Below are 18,608 nucleotides of genomic sequence, written 5' to 3'. Positions count from 1 at the left end.
GTGGGCGGCAAGGAAGACGCTGTGAGCAATGATGATTTGATTTAGTTGTATTTACCTCATGGAGATATGGAATGTTTAGGTTGAATCCCTTCGTCAGGGGAGGACTTTGTGCGTCCGCAATGTCCCTGGCCCTGCCTGTTATCGCAGCGGAATCCGGCGACACAATGGTTGTAACGGCCTCCGCGACCGAGCAAAACCTGAAAGACGCCCCGGCAAGCATCAGCGTGATTACCCAGGAAGATTTGCAGCGCAAACCCGTTCAGAATCTGAAAGATGTGTTACGGGAGGTGCCGGGCGTTCAGCTCACGAGCGAAGGGGACAACCGTAAAGGGGTAAGTATTCGTGGACTGGACAGCAGCTATACGCTGATCCTGATCGACGGCAAGCGCGTCAACTCGCGTAACGCGGTATTCCGCCATAATGATTTCGACCTCAACTGGGTGCCGGTTGACGCCATCGAACGAATCGAAGTGGTGCGCGGACCGATGTCTTCTCTTTACGGTTCCGATGCGCTGGGCGGCGTGGTGAACATTATCACCAAAAAAATCGGCCAGAAATGGACGGGCACCCTGAGCGCCGATTCCACGATTCAGGAGCACCGCGACCGTGGAGACACCTACAACGGTCAGTTCTATACCAGCGGTCCGCTGGTGGACGGCCTGCTGGGGCTGAAAGCCTACGGTAGCCTCGCGAAGCGTGAGAAAGACGGTCAGCAGAAATCCTCCACCACGGCGAGCGGTGAAACGCCGCGCATTGAGGGCTTCACCAGCCGCGATGCGAATGTGGAGTTCGCCTGGACACCGTCTGAAAACCACGACTTTACGGCGGGCTACGGCTTCGACCGTCAGGATCGCGACTCGGATTCCCTCGACAAAAACCGCCTTGAACGTCAGAACTACTCACTCAGCCACAACGGCCGTTGGGGCATCGGCAACAGCGAGCTGAAGGTTTACGGCGAAAAGGTGGATAACAAAAACCCGGGCAACAGCAATCCGATCACCTCCGAGAGCAACGCGGTGGACGGAAAATACGTGCTGCCCCTGGGTGAAATCAACCAGCTGCTGACCTTCGGCGGGGAATGGCGTCACGATAAGCTGAAAGATCCGGTCAACCTGACGGGCGGTTCCAGCAGCAGTACCTCGACAAGCCAGTATGCCCTGTTCCTTGAAGATGAGTGGCGTCTCTTTGAACCTCTGGCGCTGACCACCGGCATCCGTATGGATGACCATGATACCTACGGTGACCACTGGAGCCCGCGAGCCTATCTGGTTTACAACGCGACCGATACCGTAACGGTGAAAGGGGGCTGGGCTACCGCGTTTAAAGCGCCGTCACTGCTCCAGCTGAGCCCGGACTGGGTCACCGGCTCGTGTCGCGGTGCCTGTGAGATTGTCGGTAACCCGGATCTGAAACCGGAAACCAGCGAAAGCTTCGAATTCGGTCTGTACTACAGCGGGGAAGAGGGCTGGTTAGAGGGCGTGCAGGCCAGCGTTACCACCTTCCAGAATAATGTGGATGATCGCATCAGCATCAGCCGTACGGCCAATGCAAAACAGGCCCAGGGTTACCCTAACTACGTTGGCCTGAATGCGGACGGTGAGCCGATTTTCCGCTACTACAACGTTAACAAGGCGCGTATCCGCGGGGTGGAGACCGAGCTGAAGCTCCCGCTGGCGGACGACTGGAAACTGACCCTGAACTACACCTACAACGACGGCCGTGATATCAGCAACGGCGGCAACAAGCCGTTGTCGGATCTGCCGTTCCACACCGCCAACGGTACCGTTGACTGGAAGGCGACGCAGGACTGGTCGTTCTACGTTCAGGGCAACTACACCGGTGAGAAACGCGCGCTGACCAGCAGTGCAGCAACGCCGGGTGGCTATGTCATCTGGAATACCGGCGCCGCGTGGCAGGCGACGAAAAGCGTGAAGCTGCGCGCGGGCGTGCAGAACCTGCTGGATAAAGATCTGAGCCGTGACGATTACAGCTATACGGAAGACGGCCGTCGCTACTTTGTCGGTGTGGATTACAAGTTCTGATGAGGCCAGGGTAAAAGCAAAACGGCAACGTAAGTTGCCGTTTTTAGTATTTGTTCCCTCTCCTTATGGGAGAGGGCCAGGGTGAGGGCATCAGAGCGCACACACTCGCACTTACCCAAACAAATGCTCCGCGTGGAAGCGGAGATGATCCTCAATAAAGGACGCGATGAAGTAATAGCTGTGGTCATACCCCGGCTGAATGCGCAGCGTCAGCGGCCAGTCCTTCTGGCGTGCCGCTTCGGCGAGCACCGCAGGCTGTAGCTGCCCGGCGAGGAACTGATCCGCATCGCCCTGATCGATAAGCATCGGGATCGCATTTGCCGAGCTGCTGTCCAGCATCAGCGCACAGCTGTCCCATTCCTGCCATTTTGCTTCATCTTCACCCAGATAGTTCGTGAAGGCTTTTTGCCCCCACGGCACCTGCGTTGGGTTCACAATTGGCGCAAATGCCGACACGCTGACGTATTTTCCCGGATTTTTTAACGCCATGATCAGCGCCCCGTGACCGCCCATAGAATGTCCGCTGATGGCGCAGCGGTCGCTTACCGCAAACCCGGACTGAATCAGCGCGGGCAGCTCGTCGCGAATGTAGTCATACATGCGGTAGTGGCCTGCCCAGGGCTGCTCGGTCGCATTGAGATAAAACCCGGCGCCTTTACCCAGGTCGTATCCTGCATCGTCGGCCACATCATCACCACGCGGGCTGGTATCAGGCATCACCAGCGCAATACCCAGCTCGGCGGCAAGTCGCTGCGCGCCCGCTTTGGTGGTGAAGTTTTCGTCGTTGCAGGTCAGGCCTGAAAGCCAGAACAGAACCGGCGGGTTTTCCGTCGGCGGCAGGAAAATGCTGAACGTCATCGCACAGTTCAGGACGGTGGAGTCATGCCGCCAGCGCTGCTGTCGACCTTCAAAACAACGGTGCTCTTCGAGCAGTTCCATGCAGGGCTCCTTAATGAGAATGCGTATTCATAAAAACCATAATACAGCCTTTTCATTGACCTGTGAGTAACTTTCACTTTCGCCAGACGGCGAGATGCTGCATCATAAATTTACTTTTCTTTAACAATTGGAGCGGTCATGGCGCTGCGTATTGCGCTCAGTGGATTTGTCGTTCTGGTGGTGGCGATGGGGATAGGGCGCTTTGCCTTTACGCCTCAGGTGCCGCTCATGATTGCTGCCGGGCAGCTTACGCTGACCAGCGCGGGTCTGGTGGCGGCGATGAATTATCTGGGCTATCTGGCGGGCGCATGGGATGCCATGCGCGCGCACCGCTTTGTGGAAACGCGCCTCTGGCTTGGCATCACCGGCGCGGTTGCGCTGACGCTGCTCTCCGCGGCGGCGGATAACGCCGTCGTGCACGGCCTGCTGCGCTTCGTGATTGGCTGCATGAGCGGCTGGTCGATGGTACTCATTGCCGCCTGGACCAACGAACGGCTGGGGCAGCTGGGTAAACCGGGCCTGAGCGCCGCCGTGTTTGCCGGGCCAGGGGCGGGCATTGCCCTGAGCGGGCTGCTCGCCGTCTATATCCAGGCGAAATCCCTTTCGGCCGGGGCGGCATGGCAAATCTACGGCGTGCTGGCGCTGGTGCTGATTGCGCTGGTGGCGCGCTACCTGCCGCGATCCGGGCAGCTCCATCGCCCCGGCACCGCGCCGGAGCCGCTGGTGCTGACGGCGGATTTAAAGCGCCTGGTCTGGAGCTACAGCCTGGCCGGGTTTGGCTATATCCTCCCGGCGACATTTCTGTCGCAAATGGCTGCGGTGCGTTTTCCCGGCAGCCTGTTCGCCCAGTTTGTCTGGCCGATTTTTGGTATCGCCGCCGTGGTGGGCATTGCGCTCAGTATTCTTTTACGCCATACCTCAACGGCGAACCGCAGGCTGGCTATCGTGCTGTGGTTACAGGGGGCTGGCGTGCTGGCGGCCTGGCTGCTGCCGGGGATTGGCGGTTTGCTGACGGGCGGGCTGCTGGTGGGCGGCGGTTTTTTGTGTGCCGTGCAGCTCTCTCTTTTATACGGCCGCGAGCTGGCGCCAAACCATACGCGCTATATGGCAGGCCTGCTCACCACCGGGTATGCGATTGGTCAATTGATTGGCCCGATGACCTCGGCGTTATCAACCTGGCTTACCCACCGGCTGGAGCCCGCGCTGGGGCTGGCGGGCGTTGCGCTGTTCGTCGGCGGAGCGCTGGTCTGGAATCGTCACGCTGAAAGGCAACAGCAATTGCAATAATTATCGTCGTGAATACTGGATTATGTGCGCCGCCTCACGCACAATGAGCGCATACTTTTGCCACAACGAGGGCAAAAGACGCCACACCTGCAGGAGAACAAAATGTCATCACTCAGTAAAGAAGCTGCCCTGGTCCACGAAGCCCTGGTTGCGCGCGGTCTTGAAACGCCACTGCGTCCGCCCGTACAGGATTTGGACAATGAAACCCGCAAGCGTCTGATTGCCGGTCATATGACCGAGATCATGGAGCTGCTGAATCTCGATCTGAGTGACGACAGTCTGATGGAGACGCCGCACCGCATCGCGAAAATGTACGTCGACGAAATTTTCTCCGGGCTGGATTACGCCAACTTCCCGAAAATCACCGTCATTGAAAACAAGATGAAAGTGGACGAGATGGTGACGGTACGCGATATCACGCTGACCAGCACCTGCGAACACCACTTCGTGACCATCGACGGTAAAGCGACCGTGGCGTATATCCCAAAAGATACGGTGATTGGCCTGTCGAAAATCAACCGCATCGTGCAGTTCTTTGCTCAGCGTCCGCAGGTGCAGGAGCGTCTGACTCAGCAGATCCTGACCGCGCTGCAAACGCTGCTGGGCACCAATAACGTGGCCGTCTCTATCGACGCGGTTCACTACTGCGTGAAGGCGCGCGGCGTGCGTGATGCGACCAGTGCAACGACCACCACGTCGCTGGGCGGCCTGTTTAAATCGAGCCAGAATACCCGCCAGGAGTTCCTGCGCGCCGTACGTCACCACAACTAAGTCTTACAGGGCAGGAACCATGGAGCGAAACGTCACGCTCGATTTTGTTCGCGGCGTCGCCATTCTCGGTATCCTGCTGCTTAATATCAGCGCCTTCGGCCTGCCGAAGGCGGCTTATCTCAATCCTGCCTGGTATGGCGACATCACGCGCAGTGATGCCTGGACCTGGGCTGTCCTCGATCTCTTCGCGCAGGTTAAATTTCTCACGCTGTTTGCCCTGCTGTTTGGTGCAGGTCTGCAACTCCTCCTCAAACGCGGTACGCGCTGGATCCAGTCGCGCCTGACGCTGCTGGTTCTCCTCGGCTTTATCCACGGCCTGTTCTTCTGGGACGGCGATATTCTTCTCGCGTATGGGTTAGTCGGGCTCATCTGCTGGCGTCTGATTCGCGATGCGCACAGCGTAAAAAGCCTGTTTAACACCGGCGTGATGCTCTATGTCATGGGGCTTGGGGTCCTGCTGCTGCTGGGGATGATCTCCGGCGAGGCGACGAACCGTTCCTGGATCCCGGATGCCGCTAACCTGCAGTACGAACAGTACTGGAAGCTGAAAGGCGGTACGGAAGCGATAAGCAACCGCGCGGATATGCTGGGGGATAACCTCCTTGCGCTGGGCGCGCAATACGGCTGGCAGCTGGCGGGCATGATGCTGATGGGGGCGTCACTGATGCGCACCGGCTGGCTGAAAGGGGAGTTCAGCCTGCGTCACTATCGGCGAACGGGTGTCGGGCTGGTGCTGATCGGCGTGCTGATTAACCTCCCGGCGGTAATCACGCAGTGGCATATCCACTGGGATTACCGCTGGTGCGCGTTCCTGCTCCAGGTGCCGCGCGAACTGAGCGCGCCGTTCCAGACCATCGGCTACGCGGCGCTGATCTATGGCTACTGGCCAACGCTTTCCCGCCTGTGGATCGTCAGCGCTATCGCCTGCGTGGGCCGCATGGCGTTGAGCAATTACCTCCTGCAAACGCTGATATGCACCACGCTTTTCTATCGCTTTGGCCTGTTTATGAAATTCGACCGCCTCACGCTGCTGGCGTTTGTTATTCCGGTCTGGGTGATTAACCTGGCGTTTTCTGTTCTCTGGCTACGCTATTTCCGCCAGGGACCGCTGGAGTGGGTGTGGCGTCAGTTAACCGCACATGCTTCAGGGGTATCATTGAGGAACACATCCAGATAACGATCTGGATCACAATCATTAACAAAACGGATGTAAGCGTTTTCATGAGTGTGAGCTTCTTCACGTAGTCCCCTTTCTCTCGCTGCCAAAATAGCCACCTTGCTAAACACAGGGGGTGTCTGTGAGTTGCTGCAATCCTTTGAAGGATGGTGAATATGATCACCATTCGTGACGTCGCCCGTCAGGCGGGCGTTTCTGTGGCTACCGTCTCACGCGTGCTGAACAATAGCGCGCTGGTCAGCCCTGAAACCCGTGAAACCGTAATGAAAGCCGTGACCCAGCTCGGGTACCGGCCAAATGCCAATGCCCAGGCGCTTGCGACGCAGGTCAGCGACACCATCGGCGTGGTGGTAATGGATGTATCGGATGCCTTTTTCGGCGCGCTGGTCAAAGCGGTCGACGTGGTCGCCCAGCAGCATCAGAAATATGTCCTGATCGGCAATAGCTATCATGAGGCGGAAAAGGAGCGACATGCCATTGAAGTGCTGATCCGCCAGCGCTGTAACGCCTTGATTGTCCATTCAAAAGCCTTGAGCGATGAAGAGCTAACCGGCTTTATGGATCAGATCCCGGGCATGGTGTTGATCAACCGCATCGTCCCCGGCTATGCCCATCGCTGCGTCGGGCTGGATAACGTCAGCGGCGCCATGATGGCGACGAAAATGCTCATCAACAACGGGCATCAGCGGATCGGCTATCTGGCCTCCAGCCATCATATTGAAGATGACGACCTGCGGCGCGAGGGGTGGCAAAACGCCCTGAAAGAGCACGGCATTACGCCGTCAGAAAGCTGGACAGGCACCGGTACACCGGACATGCAGGGCGGTGAGGCGGCGATGGTGGAGCTGCTGGGCCGCAACCTGCAGCTTACTGCGGTGTTTGCCTATAACGACAGCATGGCGGCAGGCGCCCTGACGGCGCTGAAAGATAACGGCATTGCGGTGCCACAGCATTTATCACTCATTGGTTTTGATGATATCCCGATTGCCCGTTACACCGACCCGCAGCTGACAACGGTGCGTTACCCCATTGCTTCTATGGCGAAACTGGCGACTGAGCTGGCGTTACAGGGGGCTGCAGGGCTGCTGGATCCGGGCGCAACGCACTGTTTCATGCCGACTTTAGTGCGTCGGCACTCCGTCGCGGCCCGGCAAATTGTGGTTCCGATCACTAACTGATTACTTGAGGTGATGTAACCGTTTTCAATCTGTGAGTAAATTCACAGTATCTTAACAAGGCGCTGACTATGATGTCAGCGTTTTAGGGGCTGAAACGCTATGTAACGGTGATTATTCACTTTCACTATAGCCAATGTGCCGCAAACAACGAATAAAACGCATTTCTGGAGCGTTACCGAACACGGAAGATAGAAATTTTATAAGTGAACTTCGGCTGTCAGTAACGTTTTATTAACACCTGCCCGCCGATCGTTATTCACAAGAACTACCCTGCATAAAAAAAACCGGAGATACCATGAATAAGAAGGTGTTGACCCTGTCTGCCGTAATGGCAAGCATGCTTTTTGGTGCAGCAGCGCACGCTGCGGATACCCGTATTGGTGTGACCATCTATAAATACGACGACAACTTCATGTCTGTTGTACGTAAAGCTATTGAGAAAGATGCGAAAGCAGCGCCAGACGTTCAGCTGCTGATGAACGACTCCCAGAACGACCAGTCCAAACAGAACGACCAGATCGACGTTCTGCTGGCGAAAGGCGTGAAAGCCCTGGCCATCAACCTGGTTGACCCGGCTGCAGCAGGCACGGTTATTGAAAAAGCGCGCGGCCAGAACGTGCCAATCGTCTTCTTCAACAAAGAACCTTCCCGTAAAGCGCTGGATAGCTACGACAAAGCGTATTACGTCGGTACCGACTCCAAAGAGTCCGGTATTATTCAGGGCGATCTGATCGCGAAACACTGGGCGGCGAACCCGAACTGGGACCTGAACAAAGACGGTCAGATTCAGTTCGTGCTGCTGAAAGGCGAACCCGGCCACCCGGATGCTGAAGCCCGTACCACTTACGTTATCAAAGAGCTGAACGACAAGGGTCTGAAAACCCAGCAGCTGGCGTTAGATACCGCGATGTGGGATACCGCTCAGGCGAAAGATAAGATGGACGCGTGGCTGTCCGGCCCTAACGCGAACAAAATCGAAGTGGTTATCGCCAACAACGATGCGATGGCAATGGGTGCGGTAGAAGCGCTGAAAGCACACAACAAATCCTCCATCCCGGTATTCGGCGTAGATGCACTGCCAGAAGCGCTGGCGCTGGTTAAATCCGGTGCGATGGCCGGTACCGTTCTGAATGATGCCAACAACCAGGCGAAAGCGACCTTCGATCTGGCGAAAAACCTGGCCGATGGCAAAGGCGCGGCTGATGGCACCAGCTGGAAAATTGAAAACAAAATCGTTCGCGTACCTTACGTGGGCGTAGACCAGTCCAACCTGGCTGAGTTTATCGGTAAATAAGTTAGCGGTACTGTCTCCACTGGGCGCAATTCGTTGCGCCCTTTTATAACGCGATATGCGAGGCCAACAAGGTATAATTATGGTCAGCACAAATACTCAGTCATCCGGTGAATACCTGTTGGAAATGAGCGGTATCAACAAGTCATTTCCCGGCGTTAAGGCACTCGATAATGTTAATTTAAAAGTTCGTCCTCACTCTATTCATGCCCTGATGGGGGAGAACGGTGCGGGTAAATCAACATTATTAAAATGTCTTTTTGGGATCTATCAAAAAGATTCTGGCAGCATTCTTTTTCAGGGGAAAGAGATCGATTTCCATTCAGCGAAAGAAGCACTGGAAAACGGTATCTCGATGGTTCATCAGGAATTAAACCTGGTGCTGCAGCGTTCAGTCATGGATAACATGTGGTTGGGGCGTTATCCAACCAAGGGTGTCTTTGTCGATCAGGACAAAATGTATCGCGACACCAAAGCGATTTTTGATGAGCTGGATATTGATATCGATCCGCGCGCACGCGTGGGAACATTATCCGTCTCCCAGATGCAGATGATCGAAATCGCCAAAGCGTTCTCCTATGATGCGAAAATCGTCATTATGGACGAACCGACATCGTCATTAACGGAAAAAGAGGTTAATCACCTTTTTACCATTATTCGTAAGCTAAAAGATCGCGGCTGCGGCATTGTGTATATCTCCCACAAAATGGAAGAGATCTTCCAGCTGTGCGATGAGATTACCATTCTGCGCGACGGTCAGTGGATTGCTACGCAGCCGCTGGAAGGGCTGGACATGGACAAGATCATCGCCATGATGGTCGGCCGTTCCCTGAACCAGCGCTTCCCGGACAAAGAAAACAAGCCGGGCGAAGTGATCCTGGAAGTGCGTAATCTGACCTCGTTACGTCAGCCGTCTATTCGCGATGTCTCCTTCGACCTGCATAAGGGCGAAATCCTGGGGATTGCCGGTCTGGTCGGGGCAAAACGTACCGATATCGTGGAAACCCTGTTCGGTATCCGTGAGAAAGCCGAAGGCACTATTACGCTGCACGGTAAGAAAATTAACAACCACAACGCCAACGAAGCCATTAATAATGGTTTTGCGCTGGTGACGGAAGAGCGTCGTTCGACCGGTATTTATGCCTATCTGGATATTAACTTCAACTCGTTAATTTCTAACATTCGCAATTACAAAAACAAAGTCGGGCTGCTGGATAACTCCCGCATGAAGAGCGATACCCAATGGGTTATTGACTCCATGCGCGTGAAAACGCCAGGACACCGCACCCAAATTGGTTCTCTGTCAGGCGGTAACCAGCAGAAAGTCATTATCGGACGTTGGTTATTAACCCAGCCAGAAATTCTGATGCTGGATGAACCGACCCGCGGCATTGACGTCGGCGCGAAGTTTGAAATTTATCAGCTGATTGCCGAGCTGGCGAAAAAGAATAAAGGGATCATTATTATTTCTTCCGAAATGCCGGAATTGTTAGGGATCACGGATCGTATTCTGGTTATGAGCAATGGTCTCGTTGCCGGTATTGTTGACACCAAAACGACAACGCAAAACGAAATTTTGCGTCTTGCGTCTTTGCACCTTTAAGATCAGGGGCTCCTCATGAGTGCGTTAAATAAAAAAAGTTTTCTCACTTACCTGAAAGAAGGCGGTATTTACGTTGTTCTTTTAGTACTGCTGGCTATCATCATTTTCCAGGACCCTACGTTCTTAAGCCTGCTGAACCTGAGTAACATTCTGACCCAGTCCTCCGTGCGTATTATCATTGCGCTGGGCGTGGCGGGTCTGATCGTAACCCAGGGGACGGACCTTTCTGCCGGTCGCCAGGTGGGTCTGGCGGCGGTTATCGCGGCAACCCTGCTGCAGTCGATGGAAAACGCCAACAAGGTCTTCCCGGAAATGGCCACCATGCCGATTTTCGTGGTGATCCTGATTGTCTGCGCCATCGGTGCGGTGATTGGTCTGATCAACGGTATCATCATCGCCTACCTGAACGTGACGCCGTTTATCACCACGCTGGGTACGATGATCATCGTTTACGGTATCAACTCCCTGTACTACGACTTTGTCGGTGCTTCCCCAATCTCGGGTTTTGACAGCGGCTTCTCGACCTTTACGCAAGGGTTCATCGCGCTGGGCAGCTTCCGCCTGTCGTATATCACCTTCTATGCGCTGATTGCGGTGGCCTTCGTCTGGATCCTGTGGAACAAAACGCGCTTTGGTAAAAACATCTTCGCTATCGGCGGTAACCCGGAAGCGGCGAAAGTCTCCGGCGTGAACGTTGCCCTGAACCTGCTCATCATTTATGCCCTGTCCGGCGTGTTCTACGCCTTCGGCGGGATGCTGGAAGCGGGCCGTATCGGCTCTGCAACCAACAACCTTGGCTTCATGTACGAGCTGGATGCAATCGCAGCCTGCGTGGTGGGCGGCGTCTCCTTCAGCGGCGGCGTGGGTACGGTACTGGGCGTGGTGACCGGTGTGATCATCTTCACCGTCATCAACTACGGCTTGACCTATATCGGCGTGAACCCGTACTGGCAGTACATCATCAAAGGCGCCATCATTATCTTCGCGGTCGCGCTGGATTCACTGAAGTACGCGCGTAAGAAGTAATTGCTCCTCGCGATATCCGGCCCGCTCATCGAGCGGGCTTTTTTATGACTTATGCCAGCAGTGACTCCTCTCGGGTCACGATGCGCTCAAACCAGTCGAGTTCAGAGAGCTTGCAGGCGACCCACTGTTCGGAAAAGGCGTCGCCCAGGCTGTCGGTGAGGTACTGACAGCGGGCAAAGGTCTCAATCGCCTCCTGTTGAAACAGCGGCAGTTCGGGACGATCGTGCTGCGGTTCGGGCAAATCCTCGTCGTCGGTCTTTTCCAGCCCGTACAGCATGCCGGTCAGGATAGTGGCTGCCACCAGATAGGGATTGGCATCGGCCCCGGCCAGCCGGTACTCGATACGACGGTTGCGGTCATCCGAGCAGGGAATACGCAGGGCGGCGGAGCGGGTGTTATAGCCCCAGGAGTTAAATACGGGCTCCGTCAGGTTTTTACGCAGGCGACGAAACGCGTTGACGCCCGGCGCAAGAATGGCGACGGAGGCGGGCATCAGCGCCAGCTGCCCCGCGATGCACAAACGCATCATGCTGTTAAGCGCGTTCACCGGGGAAGCAAAGACGTTTTCGCCGTGACGATTGTTCAGGCTGAAATGGAAGTGCAAACCGCTGCCGGACAGCTGGCTGAAAGGCTTCGCCATAAAGTTGGCCTGCAGGCCGTGCTTTTCGGCAACGTAACGGGTCAGGCGACGAAGCGCCAGCACGTTATCGCAGACCTCAACGACGCGATGGCTGTGCTTCAGGTTTAATTCGTACTGACCGGACTCGGCTTCCGCCACGATCCCGGACAGCGGGATGCGCTGCAGGTGCGCCAGCTGTTCCAGCTCGTCAAACAACGCCGCGTGGGCCGTCGTAGTATCCATGTGAAAACAGCCCTGATTTTGTGGATCCCGATCTTCATGCCCTGTCAGATAGAACTCGATTTCCGGGGCAATCACCGGGAAGAGGCCGTGCTGGTGGAAGCGGGCCAGCACGTTCTGCAGTATCACGCGCGGCTCAAGCGGGCAGGGGGTGTCGTCGCTGTCTTTCATCGTCAGCAGGATCTGCGCGTTGTGCTGCGGATCTTGCGGGCAGGGGCGCAGGGAGCCGGCGACAGGAACGCAGAGTCGGTCCGGCTCATCATGCAGCGGGGCGGCGATTTTTCCTTTCTGATCCATCGAGTAGACCGAAAGGGGAAAATAACAGCCTTTTTCCAGGCTCAGCATGCTCTCCACCGACAGACGCTTGCCGCGCATCGTGCCGTTGATATCGTTCAGGTAAACGTCAATGTGTTTCGTCTGCGGGTAACGTTCCAGATAATCCGCTACTTCCACTGAAATGTTGTGCTGCAGGGCGTCAATTTTTTCATCAAGCCAGAGACCGGAATTGAGTGCGCCAGGAAGTGATAAACCGGGAAAGTTAAAATACGGACGGAGACTTTTGAGGAAAAACGCATTCATTATTGAGTTCATAGTCATTCTTCAATGAAGCCGTAGCGGCAGTGAACTCAGCTTAAAAGAGCCGACGTAAAGGGGGGATAAAAAGCGTCAGGCCCGGCGTAAAGAAAGTATAAAGGCGGTCCTGTTATTTCTCCTTTTTCTGCATATCCAGCAGCTGCTCGGGCGTGACGGCCGGGTAACCCTGCGCGTCTTCCGGCACTTCGTGCATCGCCGGAATCGGCACCAGCGGGCCTAAAAAGCGCGGTTCGCGTTTGAATATATACAGATCGGCCAGGGCGCCAAAGCGCGCGCCGAACTCACGGACGCGCACGCTCAGCATGTCCTTTGGCGACGGCACCGCGTAACACTGCGCCTGAATGCCCATATGCAGCGCGATAAACAGCGCACGCTCGCAGTGGAAGCGCTGGGTGATGATGATGAAGTCGTTGGTATCGAAGACTTTACGCGTGCGCACGATGGAGTCCAGGGTGCGGAATCCGGCGTAGTCGAGCACGATATCGGCAGGGTCCACGCCCGCGGCAATCAGGTCCTTACGCATCGTCACCGGTTCATTGTAGCTTTGCAGCGCGTTATCGCCGCTCAGCAGCAGGTAGTTCACCTTGCCGCTGTTGTAGGCGTTCAGCGCGCCCTGAATGCGGTAACGGTAATACTGGTTGATCACGCCGGTGCGGTAATACTTGGCGGTGCCGAGCACCACGCCAACCTGACGATAGGGCAGGTCCTGCAGGTCATCAAAGATGTAGGGGGCGGTTTTCCAGCTCATCCAGCGGTCGAGACCCAGCACGATCAACAGCAGTATGCCGACCAGGACAGACAGGCTGTAAAAAACGCGCTTTAACATGGAGATGGCTCGTTCGTGGATGAAATTTAACTCAGGCTACTTTACCCGCCTGGTTAGCGCAAGAAACAGCGACTCAACTGAGGGGTTTTTCAGCAAACTGGCGGGCATTTCTGCCCGCCGGAAGGATTACGCAAGCAGTACGCGGTCAATCGTCGTGCAGCCCAGCGCTTTAAGCGTCGCGGCGGTCGCATCCCACTGAATCAACGGCGCATCGGCAATTTCTGCCAGAATAGCGCGCTGAATGTCCGGATAGTCATAGCCGTTCAGGCTCAGCAGATTAAGCGCGCCCTGCAGCGGTGGCAGGGTTGGGTTAAACGCGGCGTTTTCCGCGTAGCTGCCGCTAAAGATCCGGCCATCGCGGCACTGCAGCGCCACGCCGCTCGGGGATTTGCTGTACGGCGTGTGGCTTTTGTTCGCCGCGCAAATGGCCGCCTGGCTCAGGTCATCGCCGGACAGGGCGTAACCGTGGTCCTGATCGTCCATCAGCAGCGTTTTGATCTCCAGATCTTTCGGACCAAAGGCGTCCGGCAGATAATCCCCCAGCGTATGCGGCGCGCGGCCCGGCAGGTTGATGCGCAGCTGCAGCCCGCTGTTCAGCTCGTTCATAAACTGACGGCAGTGGCCACAGGGGGTATAGTTAACGGTAATGGCGCTCAGGGCTTTTTCACCGCGCAGCCAGGCGTGGCTGATGGCGCTCTGCTCGGCGTGAACCGTTTGCTGCATGGTCGCGCCCAGGAACTCCATATTGCCACCGAAGTACCAGGTTCCGCTGACGCCGCGCGCAATGGCCCCGACGTTAAAGTGGGAGAGATCGGCCCGCGCGCAGGCGGCAGCCAGGGGAAGCAGTGCGAAAGCCAGCGCGTCTTCGTCCAGTCCCGTTGCCTGTTTCAGCATCGTGACCTGCTCAGCGGTCAGCAGGGCGGGGAAGTGTGCATCTGCCAGAACGGGAGCCAAGGCTGACTGCAAATTCTCTGCAAGCTGGGCGAAAGCAGCTTGAAAACGTGGGTGCATGGCGTTTGCCTCATAAAGGTTAATGGATCGGTAGTTTACGGAGCCGTCAGGGCTTTATATGTGATCCACTTCTCATTATGTATGCAACTTATGAAATCAAAATGAAATTTGCGCGACGCATCGCAAATTTTAGCCCATCACCGCCAGAATCAGCGGGAAAATGAACGGGGCCAGCAGGGAGGTGATAATCCCGCAGATCACCAGCGCCAGGGAGCTAAACGCCCCTTCCTGATAATCCAGCTCCGCGCAGCGGGCGGTGCCCAGGGCGTGGGAGGCGGTCCCCATTGACAGCCCCCGTGCCGCTTTAGTGTGAATACGCATCCCGTTCAGCAGGGTGTGACCAAACACCGCACCGAGAATACCGACGAAAATGACGCACATCGCGCTGATGGCCGGGATCCCGCCAAGGCTGCCACCCACTGCCATCGCGATAGGCGTGGTCACCGATTTAGGCAGAATAGAGGCGGCAATCTGCGGGGAGGCCCCCATCAACAGCGCCACCGACGTGCCGGTGATCATTGCCACCAGGCTGCCCACAAAACAGATGGTAATGATGGATTTCCAGCGGGCGCGGATCTGGTGGAGCTGCTCATATAAAGGAAAGGCAAGCGCCACAACGGCAGGCTGCAGCAGGTCGTTTAAAATTTTGCTGCCGGCAAAGTAGCGTTCGTAGGGAATGCCGGTGAGAAGCAGGAACGGAATAATTACCACCATCGCCACCAGCAGCGGGTTCAGCAACGGCATTTTGAAACGTGCGGCAAGCTTGCGCGCGGCGAAGAACACCGCCAGGGTTAACGGCAGCGACCACCAGATATTGGCCATCATTTTTTTGTTTTCTCCCCGACCACGTTACGTTCGCCATGCACCAGATGCGAACTCCAGCTCACCACAAGGAAAACCACCAGCGTACTGACCGCGCAGGAGACCACAATCGGGCCGAACTGGGCTTTGAGCAAATCAAAATACTGCATGACCCCGACGCCGATGGGCACGAAAAGCAGCGCCATGTAGCGAATGAGGACGAAGCAGCCGGGGTTGACCCATTTTGCGGGCAGGATTTGCAGCGCCAGCAAAACGAAGAGGATCAGCATACCGATAATGCTGCCGGGAATGACGATCGGCAGCAGCGACGCGATGAAAATCCCGGCGTACAGGCAGGCGTAAATCAGGACGAATGCGCGCAGATATTGCCAGATAATGTTCAATGATTTGCTCATGGTGATAGTCCTTGCTGAAACGCATTCATCATACAATTAAACCCAAAAATGTGCCACGGATCACATCATGAAATTTGAGCATACCAGACATTCCAGAATGGAACGTCCGGTATCACCGCACAGGGGCAGGCTACAGTTTAGAGGAAAGGGCGTGCGGTGGCGAAGTGACGAGCCAGAGAAATGCCTCTGAGTCAGGCCTCGCGTTGGGCGACGAGTTTATCCAGAAAAGAAAACAGCACCTGATTCATTTCTTGATAATCATGCGAGCGAAGTTTTTCCGCCGTTTCGACAAAACGAAATTCAGCCGCGCGGCGGAGATCGTTCTGCGAATGTTCAATCAGCAGCTCAACCACCTCCGGCGTCAGTTCCATATGACACTGAAAACCGTAAACCCGTTCGCCATATTGCACGATCTGACGGGGGCAGCCCTCGCTGTAAGCCAGCACTTTAGCCTGCGGCGTCAACCCTGGCATGTCGTTATGCCAGTGTCCGACGTTCAGCTCGTGGCCAAAATCCTCAAACAGCGGGTTCGCCTTGCCAGCATCTGTGAGCCTGACGGGAAATTTGCCGATCTCTTTTTCCGGGCTATGGCAAAACGCTGCGCCCAGCGCTTCACCGATAAGCTGCGAGCCCAGACAAACGCCAATCACCGTTTTACCTGCCTCTATTGCGCGGCCGATGAGCCGCATTTCCGCCTGCGCGTCAAACCAGGGGCACTCCTGAAGCGTGGTGGCAGGTGACTGCGGGCCTCCCATGATGATAAGCAAGTCTGTGCTCTGCAGATCCTCGGGTAACGGATCGCCCTGATAAACTCTGGAGTAGCTCATACTACAGCCGCGATTTTCCCCCCAGACTTCATATGCGCCTGGCGCTTCGAAATATTCATGAATGATAAAATGAATGTGCATTGCGTCTCTCTCCGGTTACGTGTACAAGCAGCATCATAAGAGGAAGGGAGGAATGTGAAATGCCAACCGTTATCGATAAAACGCCAATTCACGACGATGCCATCGGATGGTCCAGAGGGGCTATTAGCTATACGCGCGGCGAAGTGGATCCCCCTCACCAGCATCCACAGGGGCAACTTTTGTTTGCCATCAAAGGGGTGATGCTGGTCGAAACCGGCAATAAGCGTTGGGTCATACCGCCACAGCGCGCGCTCTGGATCCCTCCCTTTCAGGAGCATACCTACAGCGTGTTATCCGCAACGGAGCTCCGCGCGGTCTGGTTTAGCCCCGCGCTGATATCGCAATGCCGATCTTTTAAACGGAAAGAAGAGGTTCACGTGATTATGGCGACGGCGTTGTTCAAAGAGCTGATTGCCGGGCTGTTCAGTGCGCAATACCGGCCAGCCAGCCAGCGCAGCATGGCCGTTTTGCTGCTCGAAATCCTCAGCGAGGCGCAGCAGATTTCGGCGGAATTACCGATGCCCGTAGATGAGCGGTTACATCGCGTTGCCTGTGACATCATTGCCAACAATCTCTGGGACGTTTCGATGGAGAGGCTGGCGGAACAGGCCGCGATGTCTGAACGCACATTCTCACGCGCGTTTATCAAAGATACCGGCTTTAGCTTCCGGGCCTGGCGACAGCGCGCAAGGATTTGTGCCTCGCTGGACCTGCTCGCCAATGGATACCCGGTTAAACAGGTGGCCTGGATGCTGGGGTTTTCCGGGCAGGCGGCATTTGCGGCGGCGTTTCGCGCCATTGTGGGGGCAACGCCGGCTGACTTTCTCCCTGAACAGAAGCGCTTCCCAGCGATATAGAGAGCGGCTACTATAGCGCGTCTTTTTTCACAGGTACTGCTATGCGTGTTTTACTGGCCCCAATGGAAGGCGTGCTCGACTCCCTCGTGCGCGAGCTTCTGACCGAGGTGAACGATTACGATCTCTGCGTGACGGAGTTTCTGCGCGTGGTCGATATGCTGTTGCCGGTAAAATCCTTCTTCCGCCTGTGCCCCGAGCTGCACAACCAGAGCCGGACCTCTTCCGGCACGCTGGTGCGTATTCAGCTGCTCGGCCAGTACCCCGAATGGCTGGCGGAAAACGCCGCCCGCGCGGTTGAGCTGGGCTCTTACGGGGTGGATCTCAACTGCGGCTGCCCGTCGAAGCTGGTCAACGGCAGCGGCGGCGGGGCGACCTTGCTGAAAGATCCTGAGCTGATTTACCGCGGCGCGAAGGCCATGCGTGAGGCCGTGCCTTCGCATTTGCCGGTGACGGTGAAGGTGCGCCTGGGATGGGACAGCGACGCGCGGCAGTTTGAAATCGCCGATGCGGTGCAGCAGGCCGGGGCCACCGAGCTGGTGGTGCATGGCCGCACCAAAGAAGATGGTTACAAGGCCGAGCGCATTAACTGGCAGGCGATCGGTGAGATCCGCAAGCGCCTCACCATTCCGGTCATCGCCAACGGTGAAATCTGGGACTACGAGAGCGCGCAGGCCTGTCTGAAGGCCACCGGCTGCGATGCGGTGATGATCGGTCGCGGCGCCCTGAATGTGCCGAACCTCAGCCGGGTGGTGAAATATAACGAGCCGCGAATGCCGTGGGCAGACGTCGTCACGCTGCTGCAAAAATACAGCCGACTGGAAAAGCAGGGCGACACCGGTTTGTATCACGTCGCGCGAATTAAACAGTGGCTGAGTTATTTACGCAAAGAGTACGATGAAGCGCTGGGATTATTTCAGGAAATTCGGACATTACAGACTTCGTCTGATATTGCCAGGGTGATTCAGTCAAAATAATAAGCGTTAAATTGCTCACACTTTTTTAAACCAGAAAACCGTTCTGGT

Annotated in this window: 17 protein-coding genes; 10 read left to right on the top strand and 7 right to left on the bottom strand. The window is 56.1% G+C overall.

Annotation, left to right across the window (positions count from 1 at the left end):
• Positions 1 to 71 precede the first annotated feature (71 nt).
• Positions 72 to 2,042 carry a catecholate siderophore receptor CirA gene (cirA, locus tag HB664_RS18135; RefSeq protein ID WP_182930976.1) on the top strand — a complete coding sequence of 657 codons (1,971 nt, stop codon included), beginning with the start codon at positions 72 to 74 and terminating at the stop codon, positions 2,040 to 2,042.
• A 111-nt stretch (positions 2,043 to 2,153) separates the two neighbouring features.
• Here the strand turns inward: cirA and fghA are convergent, their stop codons facing one another.
• Complete coding sequence (fghA, locus tag HB664_RS18130; protein ID WP_219939944.1) at positions 2,154 to 2,981, bottom strand: S-formylglutathione hydrolase; 828 nt, start codon at positions 2,979 to 2,981, stop codon at positions 2,154 to 2,156.
• 138 nt (positions 2,982 to 3,119) lie between these two features.
• On the opposite strand from fghA, the gene HB664_RS18125 reads away from it, so the two are divergent.
• The 7 genes from HB664_RS18125 (at position 3,120) to mglC (ending at position 11,314) form a co-directional block, all read left to right on the top strand.
• Positions 3,120 to 4,268 (top strand): YbfB/YjiJ family MFS transporter, encoded by a 1,149-nt coding sequence (locus tag HB664_RS18125; RefSeq protein ID WP_219939943.1) that lies wholly within the window; start codon positions 3,120 to 3,122, stop codon positions 4,266 to 4,268.
• Positions 4,269 to 4,370: 102 nt separating this feature from the next.
• On the top strand, positions 4,371 to 5,039 hold the full coding sequence (gene folE / locus HB664_RS18120) for a GTP cyclohydrolase I FolE (protein ID WP_023312471.1): 669 nt from the start codon (positions 4,371 to 4,373) through the stop codon (positions 5,037 to 5,039).
• 19 nt (positions 5,040 to 5,058) lie between these two features.
• Entirely contained in the window at positions 5,059 to 6,216 is a 1,158-nt protein-coding gene (gene yeiB / locus HB664_RS18115; protein ID WP_064672840.1) for a DUF418 domain-containing protein YeiB, read from the top strand.
• Positions 6,217 to 6,371: 155 nt separating this feature from the next.
• Positions 6,372 to 7,394, top strand: a complete 1,023-nt coding sequence (galS, locus tag HB664_RS18110; protein ID WP_029740403.1) for an HTH-type transcriptional regulator GalS — start codon at positions 6,372 to 6,374, stop codon at positions 7,392 to 7,394.
• A 295-nt stretch (positions 7,395 to 7,689) separates the two neighbouring features.
• Positions 7,690 to 8,688 carry a galactose/glucose ABC transporter substrate-binding protein MglB gene (gene mglB / locus HB664_RS18105; RefSeq protein ID WP_023312468.1) on the top strand — a complete coding sequence of 333 codons (999 nt, stop codon included), beginning with the start codon at positions 7,690 to 7,692 and terminating at the stop codon, positions 8,686 to 8,688.
• Between the two features lie 79 nt (positions 8,689 to 8,767).
• A complete protein-coding gene (mglA, locus tag HB664_RS18100; protein ID WP_023312467.1) occupies positions 8,768 to 10,288 on the top strand; it encodes a galactose/methyl galactoside ABC transporter ATP-binding protein MglA in 1,521 nt (506 codons plus the stop codon).
• A 15-nt stretch (positions 10,289 to 10,303) separates the two neighbouring features.
• Positions 10,304 to 11,314: a galactose/methyl galactoside ABC transporter permease MglC gene (gene mglC, locus HB664_RS18095; protein WP_008500921.1), complete on the top strand. Its 1,011-nt coding sequence runs from the start codon at positions 10,304 to 10,306 to the stop codon at positions 11,312 to 11,314.
• A gap of 49 nt (positions 11,315 to 11,363) precedes the next feature.
• On the opposite strand, the gene HB664_RS18090 is transcribed toward mglC, so the two are convergent.
• The 6 genes from HB664_RS18090 to HB664_RS18065 all read right to left on the bottom strand — a co-directional run bounded on the left by HB664_RS18090 (position 11,364) and on the right by HB664_RS18065 (position 16,729).
• The gene (locus HB664_RS18090) at positions 11,364 to 12,752 is read right to left on the bottom strand and encodes a glutamine synthetase family protein (protein ID WP_219940845.1); all 1,389 of its coding nucleotides are present in this window, start codon (positions 12,750 to 12,752) and stop codon (positions 11,364 to 11,366) included.
• Positions 12,753 to 12,876: 124 nt separating this feature from the next.
• Entirely contained in the window at positions 12,877 to 13,593 is a 717-nt protein-coding gene (gene sanA / locus HB664_RS18085; RefSeq protein WP_008500918.1) for an outer membrane permeability protein SanA, read from the bottom strand.
• A 126-nt stretch (positions 13,594 to 13,719) separates the two neighbouring features.
• On the bottom strand, positions 13,720 to 14,604 hold the full coding sequence (cdd, locus tag HB664_RS18080; RefSeq protein WP_087823027.1) for a cytidine deaminase: 885 nt from the start codon (positions 14,602 to 14,604) through the stop codon (positions 13,720 to 13,722).
• Positions 14,605 to 14,733: 129 nt separating this feature from the next.
• Positions 14,734 to 15,429: a CidB/LrgB family autolysis modulator gene (locus HB664_RS18075; RefSeq protein ID WP_029740398.1), complete on the bottom strand. Its 696-nt coding sequence runs from the start codon at positions 15,427 to 15,429 to the stop codon at positions 14,734 to 14,736.
• On the bottom strand, positions 15,426 to 15,821 hold the full coding sequence (locus HB664_RS18070) for a CidA/LrgA family protein (protein WP_023312463.1): 396 nt from the start codon (positions 15,819 to 15,821) through the stop codon (positions 15,426 to 15,428). The genes HB664_RS18075 and HB664_RS18070 overlap by 4 nt, the downstream gene beginning before the upstream one ends.
• Positions 15,822 to 16,012: 191 nt before the next feature.
• On the bottom strand, positions 16,013 to 16,729 hold the full coding sequence (locus tag HB664_RS18065) for a type 1 glutamine amidotransferase (RefSeq protein ID WP_033146027.1): 717 nt from the start codon (positions 16,727 to 16,729) through the stop codon (positions 16,013 to 16,015).
• Positions 16,730 to 16,788: 59 nt separating this feature from the next.
• Between HB664_RS18065 and HB664_RS18060 the strand changes: the two genes are divergently transcribed.
• Both HB664_RS18060 and dusC read left to right on the top strand, forming a co-directional pair.
• Positions 16,789 to 17,586 (top strand): helix-turn-helix domain-containing protein, encoded by a 798-nt coding sequence (locus tag HB664_RS18060; RefSeq protein ID WP_219939942.1) that lies wholly within the window; start codon positions 16,789 to 16,791, stop codon positions 17,584 to 17,586.
• 41 nt (positions 17,587 to 17,627) lie between these two features.
• Positions 17,628 to 18,560: a tRNA dihydrouridine(16) synthase DusC gene (gene dusC, locus HB664_RS18055; protein ID WP_045888710.1), complete on the top strand. Its 933-nt coding sequence runs from the start codon at positions 17,628 to 17,630 to the stop codon at positions 18,558 to 18,560.
• Positions 18,561 to 18,608: the final 48 nt, after the last annotated feature.

This window comes from Enterobacter sp. DNB-S2 (assembly GCF_019443845.1).
GTDB lineage: Bacteria > Pseudomonadota > Gammaproteobacteria > Enterobacterales > Enterobacteriaceae > Enterobacter > Enterobacter asburiae_B.
Note: the sequence above shows the minus strand (reverse complement) of the source record. Positions and strands in the feature narration are given on the sequence as shown.